15 protein-coding genes are annotated in these 22,854 nt (G+C 63.0%); 6 read left to right on the top strand and 9 right to left on the bottom strand.

Features of this window, described 5'->3' with window-relative positions:
• Positions 1-74 precede the first annotated feature (74 nt).
• Together WT97_RS19560 and cysC are read left to right on the top strand one after the other, a co-directional pair.
• Complete coding sequence (locus tag WT97_RS19560; protein WP_060035944.1) at positions 75-908, top strand: class II glutamine amidotransferase; 834 nt, start codon at positions 75-77, stop codon at positions 906-908.
• A 736-nt stretch (positions 909-1,644) separates the two neighbouring features.
• Positions 1,645-2,208, top strand: coding sequence for an adenylyl-sulfate kinase (gene cysC / locus WT97_RS19555; RefSeq protein ID WP_059501068.1), 564 nt, complete (start codon positions 1,645-1,647; stop codon positions 2,206-2,208).
• 90 nt (positions 2,209-2,298) lie between these two features.
• On the opposite strand, the gene WT97_RS19550 is transcribed toward cysC, so the two are convergent.
• The 7 genes from WT97_RS19550 to WT97_RS19520 form a co-directional block, all read right to left on the bottom strand.
• Complete coding sequence (locus tag WT97_RS19550) at positions 2,299-3,000, bottom strand: N-acetyltransferase (RefSeq protein WP_060354171.1); 702 nt, start codon at positions 2,998-3,000, stop codon at positions 2,299-2,301.
• A complete protein-coding gene (locus tag WT97_RS19545) occupies positions 2,997-4,325 on the bottom strand; it encodes an aminotransferase class I/II-fold pyridoxal phosphate-dependent enzyme (protein WP_059791747.1) in 1,329 nt (442 codons plus the stop codon). Before WT97_RS19545 ends, WT97_RS19550 begins: the two co-directional genes overlap by 4 nt.
• Positions 4,326-4,389: 64 nt before the next feature.
• On the bottom strand, positions 4,390-5,307 hold the full coding sequence (locus tag WT97_RS19540) for a UDP-3-O-acyl N-acetylglycosamine deacetylase (protein WP_060354170.1): 918 nt from the start codon (positions 5,305-5,307) through the stop codon (positions 4,390-4,392).
• Positions 5,304-12,947: a type I polyketide synthase gene (locus tag WT97_RS19535; protein WP_060354169.1), complete on the bottom strand. Its 7,644-nt coding sequence runs from the start codon at positions 12,945-12,947 to the stop codon at positions 5,304-5,306. Before WT97_RS19535 ends, WT97_RS19540 begins: the two co-directional genes overlap by 4 nt.
• Positions 12,948-12,950: 3 nt before the next feature.
• A complete protein-coding gene (locus WT97_RS19530; protein ID WP_060354168.1) occupies positions 12,951-14,462 on the bottom strand; it encodes an LTA synthase family protein in 1,512 nt (503 codons plus the stop codon).
• Between the two features lie 13 nt (positions 14,463-14,475).
• Positions 14,476-15,261 carry an SDR family oxidoreductase gene (locus WT97_RS19525; RefSeq protein WP_060354173.1) on the bottom strand — a complete coding sequence of 262 codons (786 nt, stop codon included), beginning with the start codon at positions 15,259-15,261 and terminating at the stop codon, positions 14,476-14,478.
• A complete protein-coding gene (locus tag WT97_RS19520) occupies positions 15,254-16,459 on the bottom strand; it encodes a capsule biosynthesis protein (protein WP_060354167.1) in 1,206 nt (401 codons plus the stop codon). Before WT97_RS19520 ends, WT97_RS19525 begins: the two co-directional genes overlap by 8 nt.
• A gap of 450 nt (positions 16,460-16,909) precedes the next feature.
• On the opposite strand from WT97_RS19520, the gene WT97_RS19515 reads away from it, so the two are divergent.
• From WT97_RS19515 to WT97_RS33150, 4 genes are read left to right on the top strand one after another with little or no spacing between them, the layout of a single operon-like run.
• Complete coding sequence (locus tag WT97_RS19515; protein WP_060354166.1) at positions 16,910-18,067, top strand: hypothetical protein; 1,158 nt, start codon at positions 16,910-16,912, stop codon at positions 18,065-18,067.
• A gap of 8 nt (positions 18,068-18,075) precedes the next feature.
• On the top strand, positions 18,076-18,870 hold the full coding sequence (locus WT97_RS19510; RefSeq protein WP_257128530.1) for an ABC transporter permease: 795 nt from the start codon (positions 18,076-18,078) through the stop codon (positions 18,868-18,870).
• Positions 18,867-19,520, top strand: a complete 654-nt coding sequence (locus tag WT97_RS19505) for an ABC transporter ATP-binding protein (protein WP_060354164.1) — start codon at positions 18,867-18,869, stop codon at positions 19,518-19,520. The genes WT97_RS19510 and WT97_RS19505 overlap by 4 nt, the downstream gene beginning before the upstream one ends.
• A 16-nt stretch (positions 19,521-19,536) precedes the next feature.
• Complete coding sequence (locus WT97_RS33150; protein ID WP_082751444.1) at positions 19,537-20,817, top strand: glycosyltransferase family 1 protein; 1,281 nt, start codon at positions 19,537-19,539, stop codon at positions 20,815-20,817.
• A 24-nt stretch (positions 20,818-20,841) separates the two neighbouring features.
• On the opposite strand, the gene WT97_RS33145 is transcribed toward WT97_RS33150, so the two are convergent.
• Both WT97_RS33145 and WT97_RS19490 read right to left on the bottom strand, forming a co-directional pair.
• Complete coding sequence (locus tag WT97_RS33145) at positions 20,842-21,963, bottom strand: glycosyltransferase family 1 protein (RefSeq protein WP_082751443.1); 1,122 nt, start codon at positions 21,961-21,963, stop codon at positions 20,842-20,844.
• Positions 21,954-22,853 carry an NAD-dependent epimerase/dehydratase family protein gene (locus tag WT97_RS19490; protein ID WP_060354161.1) on the bottom strand — a complete coding sequence of 300 codons (900 nt, stop codon included), beginning with the start codon at positions 22,851-22,853 and terminating at the stop codon, positions 21,954-21,956. Before WT97_RS19490 ends, WT97_RS33145 begins: the two co-directional genes overlap by 10 nt.
• Between the last annotated feature and the right edge of the window lies 1 nt (position 22,854).

Genomic DNA, 22,854 nt, shown 5'->3' with positions numbered 1-22,854 from the left:
TAGAGCTGCAGCCCATCCTGTCTGTCGGAACACACGAAAACTGTTGCAAACGGGACGCGTTCATATAGCGCTCCATGTGCCGCTGGCTCGCCTATACGGGTAATCCGATCCATCTGGAAACCGTGCTGTTCCGCGCGAAGCATTCGCTGATCGACCAGAGCCTGCATTCGGAGCTGGGCGCGACGACGACCAACGGCGACGGCTTCGGCATCGGCTGGTACGGGCATCCCGACGAACTCCCGTTCCGCTATCGCTCCGTGCATCCCGCGTGGAACGACCGCAACCTGCGCGAAGCCGCGCGCGCGATCCGCTCGCGGATGTTCATCGCGCATATTCGCGCGGCAACCGACACGCCCGTGCAGGAAACCAACTGCCATCCGTTCCGTCACGGCCGCTGGCTGTTCGCGCACAACGGGCTGATCCGCGACTTCCACAAGCTGCGCCGCGACCTGACGATGAAAGTCGATCCCGCGCTGTTCCCGACGCTCGAAGGCTCGACCGACTCCGAGCTGATGTTCCGCCTCGCGCTGACGTACGGTCTCGAGCAGGCGCCGCTGCCGGCGCTCGAACGAATGGTCGGCGTGGTGGAGGAAACCGCCGCGCGGCATCGCGTCGCCGATCCGCTCAACATGACGATCTGCGCGACCGATGGCGAACGGATCGTCGCGGTGCGTTACTCGAGTGAACGAAAATCGCGGTCGCTGTTCCACAGCACGTCGTTCAAGCACCTGCACGAGTTGTATCCGCATAACCCGCGTATCGCCGAAGCCGGCGACGATGCGTTCATGGTCGTGTCGGAGCCGCTCGTCGACCTGCGCGGCGCGTGGGAGGAAGTGCCGGAGGGGATGGCGATCGTCGCGCACGGCGCCGACGTGCAGCAGCGGCCGTTCGGGCCGCGGCACAAGTGACATGCCGCAGTCCTGACGAAAGCGAGCGCATCCGAATGTCGAATACTTCGGCGCGATACGGCAATTGCGGCGATCCGTTTTGACGGACCGGCGATCGGTACCGCCGAATCAATGAAAGCGATACGAATCATCTCCCGACGAATACGATCGGGCAACGGGCCTGGGATAATTCCCCAATTCGATAATGAGCGACGGAATCGCATGACGAAAGCAGACCTGCACACTACTGAAATTTTCGCCGAATAAAAAATTAATACTCTTGCGATTTGATTCCGGCCAGGAATCCAGGGCGATAATCGACGTACGCGCGACAACATAGGTACGAGGAATTCCGCGATACGTCGACGAACAATCGCCACCATTCTCCCAACGAATTCCGACGCAAATCGTCTGCCCCATTGCCCTCGTGGCACGGGCGTGATCGGGACACACCGAAAATCCAGCGGGCGATAAAACGGGGCCAATATTGTACGCACCTTCCACCGCGTCGGCGACACTCCGTCGTTTCGAATTATTACGGCGAATCGGCAATCATTACCTGATGGAGAGGACTCGTACATCGTCGTCCCGCGCGAAGGAGAACGCTTATTCCTGATTAAAATATTCAAGTTACAAATTTTGAAAAGGCACGTTACAATTCGCCGACGGATGAATCCGCATCACAATAAAGCAGCGACGCAGTTACCGGCACATCGACTCCGAGATGACTCAAGATCTCCAAAACCCACTTCCTGTCATGCTGACGGGCAATCAATCCGTGCTTTCCAGCATGAAGCAGGACCATGCCTTCGTGGTATGGCTCACCGGTGTCTCCGGTGCCGGCAAATCGACGCTCTCGAATCTACTGAAGGAACAACTCGACGCGCGCGGCCTGCGGACTTTTCTGCTGGACGGCGACCAGCTTCGCGAAGGATTGAATCAGGACCTGGGATTCAGCGACGCTGACCGCCACGAGAACATTCGTCGAACGGCCGAGGTCGCGCGCCTGATGGTGGATGCGGGGCTCGTCGTCATCGTTGCGCTGATCTCGCCGTTTCGGGAGGCACGGGCCAAAGCGCGCGCGCGTTTTCCGCAGGGCAGGTTTTTCGAAGTCTTCGTCGACGTCGCGCTGGATGTGGCGGAAGCGCGCGACCCCAAGGGGCTGTATGCGTTGGCAAGGCAAGGGACCATTCGGCAGTTCACGGGTATCGAATCGACCTATGAAAAGCCGGTATTGCCCGACGTGCATGTGCGCACGGGCGAAGCAAGTCCGCTCGAATGCGTGCACGCGATCATGCAGAAATTGCCGTTGAACGGCTGATATTGGCGGGGCCACCGGCTCGCCAGCGCCTCTACTCCCTTCTTCTTTTTCGGCGCGCTATCGTGGCGACCGACGGTTGAACCCTCCGCCTTACGTCACATCGGCCCACTGTCCTGGTTGGCCGCGACGATGAAACCGCATCCGAGTCGAATCAAGCTCGCCCGGCAACCTGCGCGAACGCGCGCGCAGCCGCGGCAGCGCGACGAACCCGAGACGTTCGTACAGCGCGCGGGCGCGCACGTTTCGGGTCAGGACGTCGAGCACGACGTCACGGCTGCCATCGGCCGGCAACGCGCCGGTATCCAGCGCATCGCGAAACAGCGCGCTGAAGATGCCCGTACCGCGCTGGCGCTCATCCGTCGCGCAATGTGCGATCATAATCTGCGAACGCTTCGGCGCCGGAATCTCTGTCTCGAGCACCAGTCCGCGTAGCAGCTGACCGATCGTGCGGCGCAGCCCAAAGAAGCGCATCAATGCCCACACGACGTGCACGTCGTCGAACGTTGTCCGCTGCCCGTCGTGAATCGCCATCACCGCGAGCACCGTGCCATCGTCTGCGACTGCGACGCGATGCCGGCGCCACGAGAAGCGTCCGTGGCGCGACCGGAATGCCTGTTGCAAGAAAGCGATGCAGCGCGCGTCGCTTTCGCCAAGAAAGAAGCCGAATTCGGCCACACCGGACGCAAACACGAGCGGCGCGCATGCTGCCGCGTCATCCGCATCGGCCGCGCGAAATCGCGCCGGTTCGCCGGCGCGCGGGACCGCTTGCGAAACCACGGCGCCCCGCGTCACGCACTGCGCCCTGCAAGACGCGACAACACGGCAACCGCCCGACTGATCTGCTCCGGCTCATGCGTCGAACAGATGAAAAAGCGCAGCCGCGCGGCCTTCTCCTCGACGGCAGGATAGAAGATCGGCTGCACGTTGATGCCTTCGTCGAACATCGCATTCGCCCACTGCGCGGCCTTCAGCGAGCTGCCCGTGATCACCGGCACGACCGCATACCCGGCGCTCGTGCCCGTATTCAACCCGGCGGCACGCGCCTCGGTCAGGAACTGGCGCCCGCGCGCCTGCAGTTGCGCGACGCGCTCCGGCTCGGCCTGCAGGCGTTCGAGCGCGGCCAGCGACGCTGCGGCGAGCGTCGGCGCGAGCCCGACGCTGTACAGGAAACCCGGCGCCAGATGGCGCAGCATGTCGACGAGCGGCTGGCAGCCGGCGATGAAACCGCCGCAACCGGCCAGCGTCTTGCTCATCGTGCCCATCCACATGTCGACCTGGTCGGGCGCGACGCCGCCATGCTCGCGGATGCCCTTGCCAGTCGCGCCGAGCACGCCGAGCGAATGCGCCTCGTCGACCAGCAGGAATGCGCCGTGGCGCGTCTTCACGTCGACGAAGCGCTGCAGGTCGGGGAAATCGCCGTCCATGCTGTACAACCCTTCGATCGCGATCAGCACGTGCCGGTATTCGCGGCGCACGCGCGACAGCAGCTCGTCGAGCGCCTGCCAGTCGTTGTGCGCGAAGCTCAGCCGCTTCGCGCCGCTCAACTGCGCACCCTGCACGATGCTGTTGTGCGCGAGCGCGTCGTGAACCACCAGGTCGCCCGGGCCGAACAGCGCGCCGATCACGGTCACGTTGGTCGCGTGGCCGCTCACGAACGCGACGCAGTCGTCGGTCTCGTAGAACGCAGCCAGCGCCCGCTCGAGCTCGCGCTGCACCGGGCGCTCGCCCGCGACCATCCGGCTCGCCGAAGCCGACGTGCCGTAGCGGTCGATCGCGGCTTTCGCGCGCGCGGACACCGCCGGATCGCCGGCCAGGCCCAGATAGTTGTAATTCGCGAAGTTCAGGTATTCGCGGCCGCCGATCTGCGTGGTCGCTCCGGCGACGCCGTCGTGCACACGGAAAAACGGCGAGTCGACCCGCAGCTTCTCGCCCATCTCGCGCATGATCCGGACCTGCTGATACTGCGGCATCGATTCGAAGCGGCTGCGCGCCGACGTGGCCTGCGCCGCCGGCGTGCCCGGCACGCCGGGCGCCGCCGCGGCGTCGGTCGCGCGCTCCAGTTGCCGTTTCAGCGCTTTCGCCGCCAGTTGCTGGCGAAGATGCTCTCCCAGTGCCATTGCTTCCTTCGCTGTATCTCGAAAAGACGCTATGTTACGCCGCGTATTTTTAAAAGGCGTGGTGTCATGCGTCGGAAAAGTCGGCCCACTGCCACGCATCGGGCGTGGCCAGCAACGCATCGACCAGCCGAAAATTCATCTCGTGGCTCGGCCGCAGCGCACTCACGCGCGCGAGCAGCGGTGCACCGGCCAACGCGAGATCGCCGATCAGGTCGAGCACGCGATGCCGGACGAACTCCTCCGGCAGCCGCATCCCGCCCAGCACGCGATTGCCGACGATCGACGCGGTGCACGACGGCCGCGCGCCGCGCAGGATCGGCACGCCGCGCAGATAGCCGGCGACGATCGCCGGCACGGCCCACTTCACGCGCCCGTACGAGCGCGACGGCGCGATGTCGGTCGCGAATGCGGCCGGCGTCAGCGCGCCGTCCCAATGCATGTCGCCGAAGCCGCGCAGGTCGTTGCGTACGCTCAGTTCGTAGCGCGGCGCCGGCTCGAGCCGCATTTCGCGCCGCTGGTCGCCATCGCCGTCCGTGACGACGACCGGCCGCAATACGCGGATGAAGCGCTTCGGCGCATCGAGCGCGACGCGGCCACACGCGCGGATCGCATCCACCCATGGGGTTGCGCTGCCGTCGAGAATCGGCACCTCTTCCGCATCGAGCTCGACGATCGCATGATCGATCTCGCATGCGAGCAGCGATGCAAGCAGGTGCTCGACCGTGCGCACGCCGATGCCGTCGGCATTGCGCAGCATCGTGCAGAGCGGCTGCGCACGGCGCAGCGCGGGATCGACGGGCAACGTCGCAACCGTGCGCCCGTGCGCGACCCGACGGAACACGATACCCGTCACGCCGTCTTCCGGACGCGCGGGCAGAATCCGCACGGCGACCCGGCGGCCCGTGTGCAACCCGTGCCCGTCGATCGTCAGCGGGCGCGCCAGCGTGCCCTGCCGCGTCGCCCAGCCGGTCGGCGCGCTCACCGCGCCACCTCGAGCGACGGCGGCGGCGACGCCTGGCCGACAACCGATGCCGGCCGCGTATCGAGCATCGCGCGCGCTTCGCCTTCGATCGCATGCTTCGCGGCGAGCGCCGCGACGGCCTCTTGAGCGGCATCGGTCGCCGCCACGGCATCGGCGCCGGTATCGGCCGACGCGCCGATCGAATCGACGATGCGCGCGGCCAGCGTCGTCACCGACGCGCCTTCGGCGATCGCCATCACCGACAGCTTGACCTCGAATGCTTCCTCGACCGCGAGGCCGAGCTCCATCCCCATCAGCGAATCCATGCCCATATCGAGCACCGACTTGTCGAGCGCGATGCGATCGGGCGTCATGTGCAGAATCCGCGCGATCTGCGCCTGCAGCGTCCGCGCGACCAGCGCGATCGCTTCGTCGCGCGGCAGCGCGAGCACCTCTTCGCGCAGCTGCGTGCCGCCATCGCGCGCATCGCCGCCCTTCGCCTGCGATTGCAGCAGCGCATACCGGCGCGCCTTCGCGGCCGGCATCCCGCGTGCGACCGCGTGCCAGTCGAGCCGCACCACCGCTTCGCCGGCCGCGCCCGCGGTCAGCACGCGCTCGAGCGCGGCCATCGCTTCGTCGGACGTGATCGACGCGCCGCCGATCCGCGACTGCAACGCTTCGCGCGTATCGGCGTGGCGTGCGAGGAAGCCGACGTCCTCGAGCGGCCCCCAGGCCATGAACGTGCCGGGCAAGCCCGCTGCACGGCGATGTTCGACCAGCGCCTCGAGGAAGGTGTTGGCCGCGACGTAATTCGATTGCCCCGGATTGCCGAGATAGGTCGTCGCCGACGAATAGACGACGAACAGGTCGAGCGGCAGCCCGCGCGTCGCGCGATGCAGGTTCCATGCGCCGGCCACCTTCGGCGCGAGCACCGCGGCCATCCGCGCATCGTCGAGATTGCGCACGAGGCCGTCGTCGATCGACATCGCGGAATGCAGCACGCCCTTCAGCGGAAGGCCGCGCCGGACGATCGCGGCAATCATCGCGTCGACCGCCGCCGCATCGGTCACGTCGCACGACACGACGTCGACGGTGACGCCGAGCGTATCGTGCCAGCGCGCGACCTCGTCGCGCGCCGGCGCAGCGAGTTCGCCGGAGCGGCTCGCCAGCGTCAGCCGGCGTGCGCCGCGCTCGATCATCCAGCGCGCGCTCGCGAAGCCCAGGCCGCCCGTGCCGCCGACCACCAGGTATGCGCCATGCGGATCGAGCGCGAGCGCCTCCGCCCGCGCGACGCCGCGCGTCGGCGCGGGCGTACCGGACGGATAGGTCACGAGCACCTTGCCGATCTGGCGCGCCTGCTGCATGTAGCGGAACGCATCCTCGGCCCGCTCGGCAGGAAACGCGCGATACGGCAGCGGATGCAGCACGCCTTCCGTGAACAGCGCCATCACTTCACCGAACAGCCGTGCGGTCAGCGCAGGCAACGCGCCCATCAACTGATCGGCGTCGATGCCGAAATAGCTGATGTTGTTGCGGAACGGCCGCAGGCCGATATGGCTGTTTTCGTAGAAATCGCGCTTGCCGAGTTCGAGGAAACGGCCGAACGGACGCAACGTATCGATGCTGCGCACCATCGCCTCGCCGGCGAGCGAATTCAGCACGATGTCGATGCCCTCGCCGCCCGTCATCGCGCGAATCTCGTCCGCGAAGGCCAGGCTGCGCGAATCGAGCACGTGATCGGCGCCGAGCAGACGCACGAACTCGCGTTTCTCGTCGCTGCCGGCCGTCGCGAACACTTCCGCGCCGAAGTGGCGCGCGAGCTGAATCGCGGCGATCCCTACGCCACCCGCACCGCCGTGCACGAGCACGCGCTCGCCGCGGCGCAGCCGTGCGAGTTCGACCAGTGCGTAGTACGCGGTGAAGAACGTGGTCGGCACCGTCGCCGCTTCCTCGAACGACAGGCGTTCGGGCTTCGGCGCGATGGCCTGCGCGCGTGTCCTCACGCGCGTCGCGAACGATGCCGGCGCGAAGCCGAGCACCGCGTCGCCCGGCGCGAATTCCGTCACCGCGCGGCCCACCCGGACGACGCGGCCGGACAGTTCCATGCCGATCGTCGCGCCCGCGAAGCCGGTCTCGACCGCTTCGTCGGACAGGAGCCCCATCGCATACATCACGTCGCGGAAATTCAGGCCGGTGGCAACCGGCTCGATTTCCACCTCGTCGTCGCCCAGCGCGCGTTCCGGCAACGCGAACCATTCGAGATTGCGCAGCGAGCCCGGTGCGTCGAACGCGAGCACCGACGCGCGCGCCATCGCGCCGTCGCTGCGCGCCGCGGCCTGCGCGGCCGTCAGCATGCGCGGCACCAGCCGCCCGTGTGCGCTCAGCACGACTTCTTCCTCGACCGCCGCGCCGGTCAGCTCGCGAATCAGCGCATCGGGGATCCCTTCCGCCGTGCGATCGACGTCGATCAGCCGGCACGCGAGTTCGGGATGCTCGTTCGCCAGCACGCGACCGAGGCCCCACAGCGTCGCCTGTTCCGGATGCGCATGCGCGGCCTCGGCGAACGGCGCGCCGCCGCGCGTGACGACGGTCAGTCGCGTGGCCGCGTTCGGCTGCGCGCCGAGCGCGCGCACGAGTGCTGCCAGCGCGATCACGCCGTGACGCAGCGCGGCCATCAGACCGTCTCCCGTCGTCGTATCGGCGAGCGGCGTCTCCGGCGCGCAGAACACGACATGCGCCGGCTGCCCGGCCGGCAACGACGCGATCGCGTCGGCCGCATGCGTGACGTCGACGATATCGGCCGGATAGCCCGCGTGCGCGAGCGCATCGGCCAGTCGCCCGCCGAAACCGCCGGCCGCGTCCGGGGCGTGCATCACGAGCCATTGTTCGCTGCGGGCGAGCCCATCGAGATCGCTCGCGTCGCTGCCGTGTTGCGCGGCAGCAGTACTGGCCGGGTTGCGCGCGATGACGAACGTCGGCGTGCCATCCAGATCGAGCCCCTGCTCGACATGCCGCACGACGTCGACGTAGCCCGCGCGCGCCAGCGCCGCTTCGAGATCCGCCGGCGCCAGCGACGCGGGCGCATCGGCTTCCGTCGCCGCCGCCTGCGGGGCGAACACGATGTCGGAGAAGCGGCCGCGACGCGACTCCGCCAGCAGCAGCAAGCCGCCCGGCGCCAGCCACGACCGCATCGCGTTCAGTGCATCGGCCGGATCGTGACGGCCGCTCAGCGCGCGGTTCGCGACGATCAGGTCATAAGGCCCGGCATCGTCGGCGGACAGCGACAAGCGTTCGCCCGGTTGCAACGCCACCGTGCGCACCGTCGCTTGCGCATCCGTATCGAATCCGGCCAATTGCCCGGCCGTCGCGGCGATCGTGTGATCGCAGCGCGCGGCGGCGAGATGCATGCCGAGCGTTTGCAGCACGTCGCCGTCCGTCGCGCCCAGTTCGAGCACGCGCAGCCGGCGCGTCGGCTGCCACGCGTCGACCGCCCGCTCGACGCCGGCCGTCAGCAGCGCATGCACGTGCTGCCAGGTCGGCGATACGGCGAGCAGTTGCTCGACCAGACTGTGCCCGGTCGGCGACAACCAGCGAGCATCGTCCTTCGCACCGTTGAGCACGTCGGGCAGCGCCGCGCCGCAATGGGCGAGCAACGTCAGCTCGGCCACGTGCCCCGGCGATTCGGCCAGCAGCCCGCGCCACAGATCGTCGAGCGGCGGCAGCGCCGCGCACGCCGCATCGTCGCGCACCAGACGCGCGCCGTCACGAGCGGCAAGACCATCCTCGACGAGCATGTCGGCCAGGCGTGCAGCGAACGCAGCCCGCTCCGGAGCAGGCTGCCACGTGCCGGCGAACACGCCGAGCGCATCGAACGCGCGGAGCACGTACAGGCTCGCCAGCACGTCGAGCAGCGGCAGGATTTCGGTCAAATGCTGCGTCCGGCGACCGTCGAGCCCGGCGGCATCGACGCGCGCGACGGCTTGCGCGAGCAGCGCGTCGGGCGCCGGCAACGCGGCCGCGTCGACGTCGTTCGGCAGCGGCATCTCTTCGAGGCGGTAGACGAAACGCGAAGGCAGGTTCTGGCGGCGACCGACGAGGTCCACGCGCCGGAACCGGCATGCGCCGAGCCGCGCCACGATCGCGCCGTGCGCGTCGAGGAATTCGAAATGCGCGACGATCGAATGCGGGCTGCGCCGGTCGATCCGCGCGAGCACGCGGGCGACCGTGTCGCCGCGCAGGTAGTCGACCCGGCCGATCTGCACCGGCACGTAAGCCGGATGCTCGCCGTCGCGCGCCTGCGCGGCAAGCAGCGCGAACAGCGGATGAAACCCGCTGTCCATCAGCGCCGGATGCAGCAGATAGGCGGACAGCGCCCGCGCATCGCCGCACGCGGCCGGCGCGGCGACGTCGGCCAGCGCGACGTCCTCGGCCGCGGCAACCCGCACGGTGCGGACCCAGCGGAACGCCGGCCCGTAGCCGAGGCCGATCGCCGCGGTATTCGCATACAGCGTGTCGCCGTCGGCGGCCGGCAGCGCGAGCAGGCGCTCGAGCGTCTCGGCCGGCACGCTGCTCGCGGCGCCGAGCGCGTTGCCGCTTTCGAGCATCCGCCCCGTCACGTTCAGCGCCCATGCGCCGTCGGACATCCGGTCGCGCGTCTCGATCGTGAACGTCGCGGTGCGCGGCTCGATCACGAGCCGGAACAGCTTCGCCTGCTGCGGCTGGAATACGACCGGCGTGCGGATCTCGACGTTTTCGAGCGCCGCATCCGGCGTATCGAAGAAGGTCCGCGCCGCAGCGAGCGCCATTTCCACGTAGCCGGCGCCCGGGAACGCCACGCCGCCGTCGACGACGTGATCGGCCAGCATCGGCAGCTTCGCCGGATCGAGCTGGTTTTCCCAGCCGAATGCGTGTTCGTGCAGGCGATAGCCGAGCAGCGGATGCTCGCGGCGGCGATCGACGAGACCGTAGCCTTCGACGGTCGGCGTGAGCCAGAAGCGGTCGCGCTGCCACGGATAGGACGGCAATGCCGCACGCGATGCGCCGGGCGCGAAGCGGTCGGGATCGACGCTCGCGCCGTGCGCGATCGCCGCGAGAATCGCTTGCCGCAGCGTCGCCGCGCTGCCGTGATCGCGCTTGAGCGTCGGCAGCGCCACGCCTGTCACGCCGGCCGCCGTCATCGCCTGCTTCACGTACGTGCGCAGGATCGAATGCGGCGAGACTTCGATGAACAGCCGGACGCCCTGCTCGATCAAGTGCGCGATGCCGTCTCCGAAGCGCACCGGCTCGCGGATGTTGCGCCACCAGTAGCGCGCATCCAGTTCGTTGCCGGCCAACGGGCCGCCGGTCACCGTCGACACGAACGCGCCGTTGTCCGGTTGCGGCCGCACGCCGGCCAGTTCGGCCAGCACCACCGGCTCGATGCGATCCATGTGGCTGCTGTGGAACGCATAGTCGAGATCGAGCATCTGGAAGAACTTGCCGCTGCCGCGCAGCGCCGCCTCCAGCGCCTGCAAGCCCTGCAGTTCGCCTGCGAGCGTGACCGCATCGGGGCTGTTGATGCCGGCCACCTCGACCCGGCGCGCCAGCCCGTGGCGCGCGATCAGCTCGCGCGCCGCCGCCTCGCCGATGCCGACCGCTGCCATCCGGCCGCTGCCGCGCGTCATCGCCTGCGCGCGACTGCGGATCTTGATCACGCGCACCGCGTCGGCGAGCGACAGCGCCCCCGTCACCCACGCCGCGGCGATTTCACCGACGCTGTGGCCGATCGCCGCGTCGTAACGCATGCCGCGTGCGTCGATCACGCGGATCATCCCGACCTGGATCGCGAACAGCAGCGGCTGCGCGTTCTCCGTCGCGGCGAGCCATTCGGCGCCCGCGCCGGCCAGCCATTCCGCGCTCGGGCCGCCACGCATCACGTCGACAAGCGACGGGCTGCCGTCCTCGCACCACAGCGCGTCGACTTCGTCGAGCGCCGCACGGAAAACCGCGTTCTCCGCATAGAGTTCGTTGCCCATCCCGACCCACTGGCAACCGTTGCCCGAGAACACGAGCGCGGTGCGCAACGCGTCGGCCGGCGCCTGGCCGGTCGCGACGCAGGCCGGCAGCCCTTCCTGCGCCGGCTGCGCGAGCGCCGCAAGCGCCGCACGGCCTTCCGTCACGTCGGCGGGCGCGACGATCGCGCGATGTTCGAACCATTGACGTCGACGCGCGGCCGCGCCGGCAAGCGCCTGCCAGTCGGCGCCGTTGTCGAGCATGGCCAGATAGCGGCCTGCGAGCGCCGCGAGCGCATTCGCGCTGCGCGCAGTCAGCACGAGCGGCGACGGTTGCGCTTGATTCGGCACGGGCGCTGCCGTCGATATGTCGTTTGCGACCGGCGCCTCGGTCAGCACGACGTGGGCGTTCGTTCCGCCGAAACCGAACGAGTTGACGCCGACCGTCAGCGGCGCGCCGCCCGCGTCGAGCGGCATGTAGCGATCGACGACACGCAGACGCCCGCCGTCGAAATCGATCCCGGGATTGGGCGTGACGAAGTGCAGCGAGCGCGGCACCGCGCGATGCTTCAGGCACAGCACGGCCTTCAGCAGGCCGGCCATGCCGGATGCCGTTTCGAGGTGGCCGATATTGGTCTTCACCGAACCGATCAGCAGCGGACGGTCCGCCGGGCGCTCGCCCGACACGACGTCGATCAGCGCGCGTGCTTCGATCGGATCGCCCACTGCCGTACCGGTGCCGTGCGCCTCGAGATAAGCGAGCGACTGCGGATCGATGCCGGCGCGTGCATACACGCTGCGCAGCAGCGCTGCCTGCGCGGCCGCGCCCGGCACGCTGATCCCGCCCGGCGAGTGGCCGACCGAGTTCACGCCGGAGCCGGCGATCACCGCATGGATCGTGTCGCCGTCCGCCAGCGCGCGATCGAGCGGCTTGAGCAGCACGACCGCACCGCCTTCCGAGCGCACATAGCCGTCGCCGGTCGCGTCGAATGCGCGGCAACGGCCGCGCGGCGACAGCATCGACGCCTTGGAGAAGCTGACGAAGCCGAACGGGTGCAGCAGCAGGTTGACGCCGCCCGCGAGCGCCACGTCGGCTTCGCCGGACTGCAGCGCCTTGACGGCCTGATGGAGGGCGACGAGCGACGACGAGCAGGCGGTGTCGACCGTCATGCTCGGGCCGTGCAGGTCGAACAGATAGGACACGCGGTTCGACGCGATGCTCAGCGTATTGCCGGTCGCCGAATACGGATCGATCACGTTCAGATCGTCCATATTGCGGTTGCCGTAATCCATGCTGGCCGCGCCGACGAAGACGCCGCAGTTGCTGCCGCGCATGTCCGCCGGGCGCACGCCGGCGTCCTCGAACGCTTCCCATGCAAGTTCGAGCAGCAGGCGCTGCTGAGGGTCCATCTGGGCCGCTTCGCGCGGAGAAATGCCGAAGAACGCGGCGTCGAAGCCGGCGACGTTGTCGAGCACGCCGGCCGCGAACGTGTAGCTCTTGCCCGGTTCGCGTTTGGACGGGTGCTGGTAGAAATCGGTACCGAAGCGGTCGGCAGGGATTTCGGTTACTGCGTCGCGTTCGTCGCGCAGCAGTTGCCAGAAGTCGCCAAGATTGTTTGCGCCCCCGGGAAACCGACAAGCCACCCCAATTATTGCAATCTTACTATTCATCTTTTATGTCGCTTTCTCGGATGCGTGCGGTTCTTCCGCGCGATTTCCGTCATCTTGTACCACATGCAGCAGTGCAACCCCAAGCTCTTCGGCTGCCAAATTCCGGCATTCTGGAGTATCTGTGCCGTAATTTCGCCAAATGAAGTAGTCGCTGGTTTGTGGAGAAACGCCCAGCTTTTCGAATACGTGCGATAACGCGGGAACGTGGTCGCCGTAAAAGCAAACGACCGTTTCACGATCGCTGGCGCGTAAATGATCGAGCAAGCGGCCGATCATTGCGTCGGCGTTTTCAATGTGTCTCAGATAGGCGGTCAGATCGCGCCAGGATGCGCCCTCGCCCAAAGTATGCCGTGAAGAGGATTCCCCAGGCAAAACCTGCTCGAGATGCAGCGGGCCGTGGTTTTCCATCGTCATTGCGAAGACGAAGCGTGGCGCGCTTCGAGGTTCGTCCAGTACATCGATGACAGTATCCAGCACGGCCGAATCCGCAATATAGGGGCCGGCTCGGGGCGAATCGGAAAAATATTCGATATCCAGAAATTTGCCAAAACCAAGCAACGGAAAAGCCCTGTTTCTTCCGAAGAAGTCTGCATAGTACGGATGAACCGCGACAGTCTTGTAACCGCCGCGCTGAAACCAGGTTGCGATCGTTGTGCACGCGCGCCGCACGAAAGCGTACGGGTAGAAACGGGCGTAGCCGAGACGCGCAGGCGCCAGTCCGCTCAGCATCGCAAACTCCGTACGCATCGTATTCGCTCCCCAGGCCGGCACGAACAGTTCGCCGTGGTAGCTGGATTCCCGACGCGCGATGTCCAAATGACGGTAGTTCGCGGGATCGATCTCCGCGCCAAGGCGCCGCGCGTCGAAATACGACTCGCTCTGAATCACGATCACGTCAGGTCCCGCAGTCGGCGCGCCCGACGCGAACGGCCCCGTCCGGGCAGCTCGTTCGAACGCGCGCAACGTCGCGGGACGCAGGCCATTCAGCAGATATGCGACGAATACTGCAAAAAATCCATGCCGCTGCTGGTCCGCGCCGGCGTCCAGCGTAAGCGGCAAGCGTGCTGCCAGCCAATAGCTCGCGACCGCGGACGCCACGAGGAGCGTCGCCACCAGCCAGAGCGCCCCGTCGAACGGTCGCTCAGCAAAGAAGCCGCTCAGCAGCGCCGCGACGCCAATCACGATTCCGATTACCTTGCCGACACTCAGAAACGGCAGGTACAAGCGGGGATGCGCGAACAACTGGCTGAACAGACTCAAATCCGTAAAAACAAATGGTTCGCGCAGCGACTCGTACTTTGCATTGCTCACAGTTACCAACAGGCCGACGAGTGCCACCGCAATACAGATCGAAAATACGAGGCGTCTCGTCACGATCAGCATCGCACCAGTCAGAAACAAAAGTGCAACCGCATGCAGCATCAGGGCGACGCCGGAACGGTGCCGCATGCGTGGCAACGCCAAGGCATCCAGCACGAACGACGCGCCAAGCGCGATCGGTAGCGTGAGCAACATGCCAACGCTCAAGCTAGCGCTCCCGTCGAGGTAAGTAGGACAGTCCGCCGAGTATCGCGTCACCGAAGCGCGCCGGTAGCAGCGTCAACAGGCGCATACCGAGCGCGAGCAACCCCGGAAACGCAATCTCGGCCCGCCGCGCCGCCAGCTTGCGGCGGATATAGCCAGCGGCTTTGTCCGCCGACCACATGAACGGCTTGTCCCCCGGGAATACATCACTCATCGCAGTCTTGACGAAGCCGGGCAAAACGATCGCGAGATGTATCCCGTCGCGCGCCAGCAACGGGCGTACCGAATCGCCGTACGCCTTGAGTGCCGCCTTGCTCGCGCAATACGCCGGTGAAATCGCCATCCCGCGCAGCGCAGCGATGGAACTCACCAACGCAATCTGGCCGCTGCAACGCGCTCGCATGCGTGCAATCACCGGCAGTACCGCGTGCATCGCCCCATAGAAGTTGGTATCGACGACGGCGGCCATACGACCAAGCTCTTCCCAGTCGTAAGCTGACTCAAGCGTACTGGCAATCCCGGCGTTGGCGATCAGCAAATCTATCGAATATGTGTCGTCAAACTGCCAAATCCATCCCTGCATCGCCGTTGCATCTCGCACGTCGACTTGTGCGGTCACCACCTGGGCGCCAAGCGCGCGGCACGCATCAGCGCAGGCATCAAGCCGTCGCACATCCCGACCAACGAGCCCCAACACCACACCGGGCGCGGCGTAGGCAATCGCGAGCGCGCGTCCGATGCCTGCGCTTGCGCCGGTAATGACAATGTGGCGAGGGGTGGTGCTAGTCATGCGGCGCCTCAAGACGAACAACCGCACCAGCAGTCGCCATTTCGATGCCCGTACGCGTATAAAAGTCGCCGTTGATCTGAGTGTGGTGGACAACGTAGTCGAGAAATGCCTGGTACAGGTTCATGTCCGGCGGAGATGCGCCTAACCAGAAGTCATCAAGCTCACCCGACCACGTAAGCCCTGGCATGTTGTAGATCGCCGTACCAAGTGCAATCAACGGACGGCGATGATGCAGTGCCGAGAGTCCGACCGTGCTGTTGACCACCACGACTGCGCGCGCATGTTCGAGCAGCGTCGGCAAATGGCCGGCGTTGATGAATCGCAAGCGGTGAGCCACGCCCAGGTCGTGCGCAAGTCGCTTTGCGTATTGACGGTAGTCGATAAGGCCAGTGTCGAGCGGGTGATTCTTGATGACAAGCCGCGTGTCCGCCGGTGCGTGATGCGCGAATGAACGAATTACTTTGGCGATCGCGTCACGGACACCGTCAAACGGTGAATGAACGATTATCTGCGCATCCGAATTCAACTGGAGCGGAAAGAGGTAGTACTGTTGTCCTGCATCGAGAAGCTCGCGCGTAACGCGCTCTGCGTCACGGTGATGGTGACCCTGGCAAAGCGCGCGCGTGGCAAGGCCGGCGTATTCCATGATGCCGCTTCTCGGACGATGGCTACGGTAATACGGAAAGCGCGCCCCATATAGCATGTTCGCTGCGCGATACCGGATGTCGTGATACGCACGCTCGCTCAGGTTATAACCGGTAGAACGGCCAACCGGGCTTGGCGGAGTCACGCCTCTCTGCTCGAGATACCATAACGGATCTCGTGGCAGTGGTGAACGTCCATTGACCCCGCCCGTCTCGAGCGTAAGCCAATGAGGACGAACGTAGCCCTCTTCGAAAACATGAACGCGCAGACCGAACGCCTGCGAAACCGGGTGCATATGGCGGTGAATTTCGCGACAATCGCCGAACATGATGACGTCGGTAAATTCACCTGCTCGAGCGATCTGCGTGTACCAGTCCGACAAGTCGTCCGGCTTGCCGTCGTAGTTCCACGCATGCGCTGCGTCGCTGTAGAGCAGGTCGCCGCCACAAAAGTTGACCTTGCGCACCGTATGTCCGCGCCCCCGCAAAGCGGCAGAGAGGTGACTGAAAAACGGCGAAGCCGTCCCTTGCAGGACAAGGAATGAGCGAGGCATCTGGTCTAGTCAAACGGCACATAAGGCCCCTTCGAAATACAGCGGTGACGCCCGCGATGCTTCGATGCAATAAGCCTGTAATGGTTATATAAGGTTGCGTGTCCCAGCAAGGATCGAAGAATACCTCATTACAACCGAAATCAATATAGGAATAGCGAAAAATACTGCAAGATGTGGTCACAATCACAACACGATGGCGTCTTGCACATCGGGTGGCTATAATCAGCCGCCTTGGGCCGGTCTGCGTGCGCCTGCCGCACAGGTATGTGCCAGCAGAGAACGGCAGGCCCTGCTGCAGCGAGGCTCACCTGAGGGAGCAGGCAGGTTGTCAGCCCGTTTAAAACGTTTTCCGTAGAGTTGGTGCATTGTTTACGGATATTTTTTCCTTTCGTCACAGAGGCGCCACACAGTGGTGAGTCGTGCCAAGGGACCAAACAGCCTGGAAAAGAGTTGGATAACGTATCTAGCAGGACGGCGACATCGGAATCGCCAGCAGGAACCAAGAAAGGCTTGATAGAGCGGATCAAGAAGGTTAATCGGCTCTTTGCGCTAACGGTGCTTCTGCCCACTACGATCGCAACTGTCTACTACGGCCTCGTAGCATCCGACGTTTACGTTTCGGAGTCGCGTTTCGTGGTGCGCAGTCCCCAACGGCAAAACCAGACAAGTGTGGTCGGCGCCCTGCTCCAAGGCACCGGTTTCGCACGGGCACAAGACGACACTTATCCCGTGGTCGACTACATTCAGTCGCGCGATGCACTCGCCGAACTGAATCGCGGTAACTATATCCTTAATTCATACTCGAATCGAGGTGACGTTTTTAGCCGGTTCAACACGAGTCTCGACGACAGCTTCGAAGCCTTGTGGAAATATTACGGCAAGCATATCGCATCAGTGGAATTTGATTCGACTTCAGCAATTACCACGCTCCAGGTCCGGGCATTTACGTCGAAAGACGCTGAAAGAATCAATGAGAGACTGCTGGAAATTAGCGAAAGGCTCGTCAACCGAATGAACCAGCGGGCAGCGGCGGATACTGTGCAGTTTGCGCAGCGCGAGGTCAACCAAGCTGCGGCGAAGGCAAAGGACGCAGCAGCAGCGCTGGCGGCCTACCGGAATTCGTACACTGTGTTCGATCCAGAGAAGCAGTCGGCGCTGCAGCTCCAGCAGGTGACAAGCCTACAATCACAGATGTTCGCAGCGCAAACGCAGCTCATGCAGTTGCAGTCTATTTCACCGCAAAACCCGCAAATTCCGGTGCTAAAGACAAACATCGAATCGCTGCAAAAGCAAATTCAAGTGGCAACCGGCGGAGTGACTGGCGGCAAAGATTCGCTTTCACAGAAAGCCGCGAACTATGCACGGCTGCAGCTAGACGCGCAATTCGCGGACAAACAACTCGCTTCGGCCATGTCTGCATTGGAAAGCGCTCGGGGTGAAGCGGAGCGGAAACAGCTTTATCTGGAAAGACTTGTACAGCCGAATGCGCCCGACGTGGCAATAGAACCTAAGCGACTGAAATCTGTATTCGAGGTGTTCGCGTTAGGCATGATCGCCTGGGGTGTTCTGAGTCTATTGCTCGCCGGTGTGCGGGAACACCACGATTAAGGACAGGCATCTTGCATCACGACACTCCCTTGCTGAGGTCGCTGCAAATCCAGTTGCGTGTGGTCGGCGCACTGTTGATGCGCGAGATTCTCACACGGTATGGCAGACATAACATCGGTTTTCTGTGGACCTTCTTCGAGCCGATGATGTTCACGCTTGGGATTCTTGGACTATGGACCGCCACTAAAGCCACGCATGGGTCCAACCTTCCCATTACCGCCTTCGCCGTAACCGGTTATTCGTCCGTGTTGTTGTGGCGTAATTGTGCAAACCGATGCGCACTTGCAATCGAACCAAACCAGGCGCTGCTCTATCATCGGAACGTACGGGTAATTGACCTTTTTATTGCGCGGGTAGCGCTCGAAATCACTGGCACCACGATTTCATTTGTATTTCTAACAATCGTCTTCATGACGCTAGGGCTGATGTCAGCCCCACAGAATCTGACCCTTATCATCGGCGGCTGGGTACATTTGGCGATTTTCGGCAGCTCGCTCGGATTCGTTATCGGCGCGTTAAGTGAGCGCAGCGAAGCTGCTGACCGCGTATGGCATACGGTGGCCTACCTTCTCTTCCCTCTATCCGGTGCGCTATTCATGGTTGAATGGTTGCCACCCAATTTTCAAAAAATCGTCTTGCTATTGCCCATGGTTCATGGAGCGGAAATGCTGCGAGCCGGATATTTTGGCACCTTGGTAAAGGCCCACTATGATATCGGCTATATGGTCTGGTGCGACATGGTGCTTCTGTTCATCGGCCTCAGTCTCGTAAAAGACGCAAGCAAGCGAGTTGAACCAGAATGATCGAACTCGTCGAGGTCAGCAAGGATTACCATACACGACAAGGCAGTCGCCGCGTGCTAAATGCGATCAACCTGAAAGTGGAAGCTGGGGAGAAAATCGGCATTCTCGGTCGTAACGGCGCAGGGAAATCAACCATGATCCGTATGATCAGCGGAGCCGAATTGCCGACTGAGGGCAAGATTCGCCGCAGCATGAGTGTCTCGTGGCCCCTTGCATTTGGCGGCGCATTCCAGGGTAGCCTGACCGGAATGGACAACCTGCGGTTCATTTGTCGAGTGTATGGCGCGGATCCGAAGGCAGCCGAACCGTTCGTTCAAGAATTCTCCGAGCTTGGCTATTATTTGCGCGAACCCGTGAAGAGTTATTCGGCCGGCATGCGTGCGAGGCTGGCGTTCGCGATATCGATGGCGATCGAGTTTGATTGCTTTCTGATCGACGAGATCGTGGCGGTGGGCGACAGCCGTTTTCACGACAAATGCCACCATGAGCTTTTTGAGCGGCGCCGCGACAGGTCTTTGATCATCGTGAGCCACGACTCAGGCTATATTCGCGAGCACTGTGACCGTGCGGCAGTACTCGTTCAGGGAAAGCTAAACACGTTCGACGACATCGAAGACGCCTACACCTTCTATCGGGAAAGCGCGGTTTGAAGCCGGAAAATTTCGAATGCATCGTGCAACAGGAATGCTGAACGCGGCTATTCTTCAGTGGGCTGCGGTATGGTGCACACCGCGATTCGCAGATCTCGCAAGACGTGCCGTCATGGCGCTTTCACCGGCCAGAAGCACCAATACCTCGCACAATAGGACGCTGCTGATCGATGTGTCGATCATTGCGTCGCACGATGCTGGAACCGGCATTCAGCGCGTCGTGAAATCACTGGCGCTCGATTTGCTCGAGTCCCCTCCAACCGGTTTCCAAATCCGCTTCGTTCGAGCAACAAGGACACAGCCGTATCGCTACGCCAACGCATGGCAAGCTTCACTTACCGGGTCCGAAGTCGCAGAAGAAGATGAATACGTTCGCGTATCGAATGGAGATATCTTTCTTGGTCTCGATCTGACCAGTCGTATCTTGCCCCGTCGCCAGTCCGAGCTGCTCCACTGGCGTACACAAGGTGTCCGCTGCGCATTCATAGTCTACGACCTGCTGCCAATTCTTCATCCGGACTGGTTCACGCCCCGTGCTCGCCGCTCGTATCGCCACTGGCTGTCAACACTAGCCGTGCACGCGGACGCATTGTTTTGCATCTCCAAATCCGTATCGAACGAAGTGTGTGAGTGCTTGCATCGTCGATTCGGAATAGCGGCAGATGAAATCGCAACGCACTGGTTCCACCTCGGCTCCGAACCACCCGTCGATATACCGCCGAAGAACAATGCAAAGCCGATGAAGTCGGCACTCTATAAACATGATGGCGGTCCCGCCACACTCATGGTCGGAACGATCGAGCCACGCAAAGGCCATGCCCAAGTACTTGACGCATTCGACCAATTATGGCGTGACGGCTTCGAAGGTTCCCTTGTTATCGTGGGAAAATTAGGCTGGCAGGTTGAATCACTGGCTGAGCGCCTGACGCGCCACGCTGAAGCTGGCAAAAGGCTCTTCTGGCTATCCAAAGTCGATGACGACGAGCTGGGACGACTATATGCGGAACTTGATGGCTTGTTGATGGCGTCTGAAGCCGAAGGCTTCGGCTTGCCACTCGTCGAGGCGGCGCGGTACGGCATGCCGATATTTGCGCGCGATCTCCCGGTGTTCCGGGAGATCGCCGGCACACATGCATCGTTTTTTACTGCAAGTAACGGTCGCGAACTTGCTCCTCAGTTGGCAAAATGGTTGACCGAAATCAAGAGCGGCGCGGCAACCGCAAGTAGAGCGATGAACGTCCAGACATGGCGCGCCAGCGCAAATCAGCTTCGAACGTTGCTGACGTCGTTAGGTTAGTTGGCCAGGCAATGCGCTCCATGCTCAGGCAAAACGGCGGCACACTTCAAGTGTGCGTTTTGCGCATTGATCCCATGTAGTTGTGCATGCAACATTGAGACCACGTCTGACTGCGCCCATACGCCACGCGTCGTCGCACAACGCTCTTTCGATCCCGTCTCGTAGAGCCTCGTGATCATTGGGCTCGACAAGCCATGCGGCTCCGTTTGCCACCTCCGGTAGTGACGAATGGTTCGAGGTCAAGGTTGGCACTCCGCTTGCCATCGCCTCAAGCACGGGAAGACCGAATCCCTCGTAGATCGACGGAAATAGAAACGCCCTAGCACCGGAATAAAGTAGCGGCAGGAACGCCTCGTCGGCAAAGCCGAGATATTTTAGCCACCCCTCCCTTTCACCCAAACGGATCTGTTCCTGCAACGCATCGCTTAACCACCCCTTGCTGCCAGCAAGCACCAACGGATAAGACAAACGCAGCGACATCGAAATGTCGCGGTAAGCGTTAAGCAGTCGGTCGATTCGTTTGCGCGGCTCCAGAGTGGAAACACAAAGCGAATAGCGTCCATGCACAAGGCCATGTTCGAGCAATGCAGCACCGGTTTCTGACGCGTCACGCACCCGAAATGTGTCGCGGACTCCGAGGCCGATCGCCGTCACGCGCTCAGACGGCCACCCGAAATAGTCAATCACTTCGGTACGCGTCGCGTCTGAGTCCGTGATTAAATGTGTTGCTCGACGCAATGTCGAAGCGAAGCTCCGTTCAAAGTGCCTAATACGTTCAACTGGATGGGTTTCCGGATACTTGAACACGGAAAGATCATGTACTGTCACGACACCACCATCAACCTGTTCGGGCAGGAAATAATTGGGAGAGTGAAATACGTGACCTCGCATTTCGCGCCGCAACCGCCACTGGCGCCAGCTTTTCGGAGTTCGCAAAAGGCGAAATCTTCTTTTGCGCACCAAGATCTCATCAGCAGCGGAATCCAGCAGTCGAGCTGGATCCTGGACCCAACGATCGGAACAGAAGAAGCGTAGCGCATCAAACTCGTCACGCATCGCCTGGTAGTGGCTCGCGAGTTCCCACGCGTATCGACCGATCCCAGTAAGTGGAGGTGCGATAGCGTCCACGGCAAGCGTCAATCGCATACCGGGTTCTCCAGCATCCAGCGGAGTGTATCGCGCAGCGGAATTGTCTCTAACGGACCGATCGCCCGTTCGAGTTTGACTTTTGATCCAATCAGCCTTCGCACTTCGTTTTCACGTACAAAGGCAGGATTGACCCGAATCTCCGGCGAATAACCGACCAGATCGTGCATGGTTTCAAGAACGTCTTGCAAAGTGCTCCCAACTCCACTACAGACGTTAAACGTCTGGCCGCCGAAATCGCCGCTAAGAAGCCTGGCATATGCATTGACAACCATCCGTACATCGGAGAAATCCCGGACCACATCGAGATTCCCCAGTTCAAGCACGGGCGCACGGCATCGGAAATGTGAAACGATTTTTGGTAATAGGAAATTGGTGCTTTGACCAACACCCGTATAGTTGAATGGTCGCACAATGGTAATAGGCAACCGTTCCTGCCACAGGCTAGCGACATATTCCATCGCAAGCTTACTAACTGCGTAGTCGTTGGCCGGCAGTGCGCCGATCGACTCATCGATCACCTCGACGCTAGCATTGCCGTAGACGTTCGCGCTGCTAGCGATCAACAACGAACGCGGTGAACAATCGGACGCAGTTACCGCATCGAGCAACGTGCGCGTACCTATCACGTTGGTCTGGTAGATCGCATTCACATCGCCATGTGCAACAAATGCAATCGCAGCGAGGTGAACAATGACATCCGGCCGTTCCTCGGAAAGAATGTCGGTCAGCTTCGGCTTGTCAAGCAAGTCGCACACGTGCGTACGTACGCTGGCTAACGGCATGGGGCGATGCGCGATACCACAAACGTCATGCCCCACGCGATGCAGAGCGTCAACAAGGTGCCGCGCCGTGAAACCAGAGATACCGGTGATCAGAATCCTGGCCATG

It is taken from the genome of Burkholderia sp. MSMB1459WGS (genome assembly GCF_001534535.1).
In the GTDB taxonomy this organism is placed as follows: Bacteria; Pseudomonadota; Gammaproteobacteria; order Burkholderiales; family Burkholderiaceae; genus Burkholderia.
This window is presented reverse-complemented; position numbering and strand designations above follow the sequence as displayed.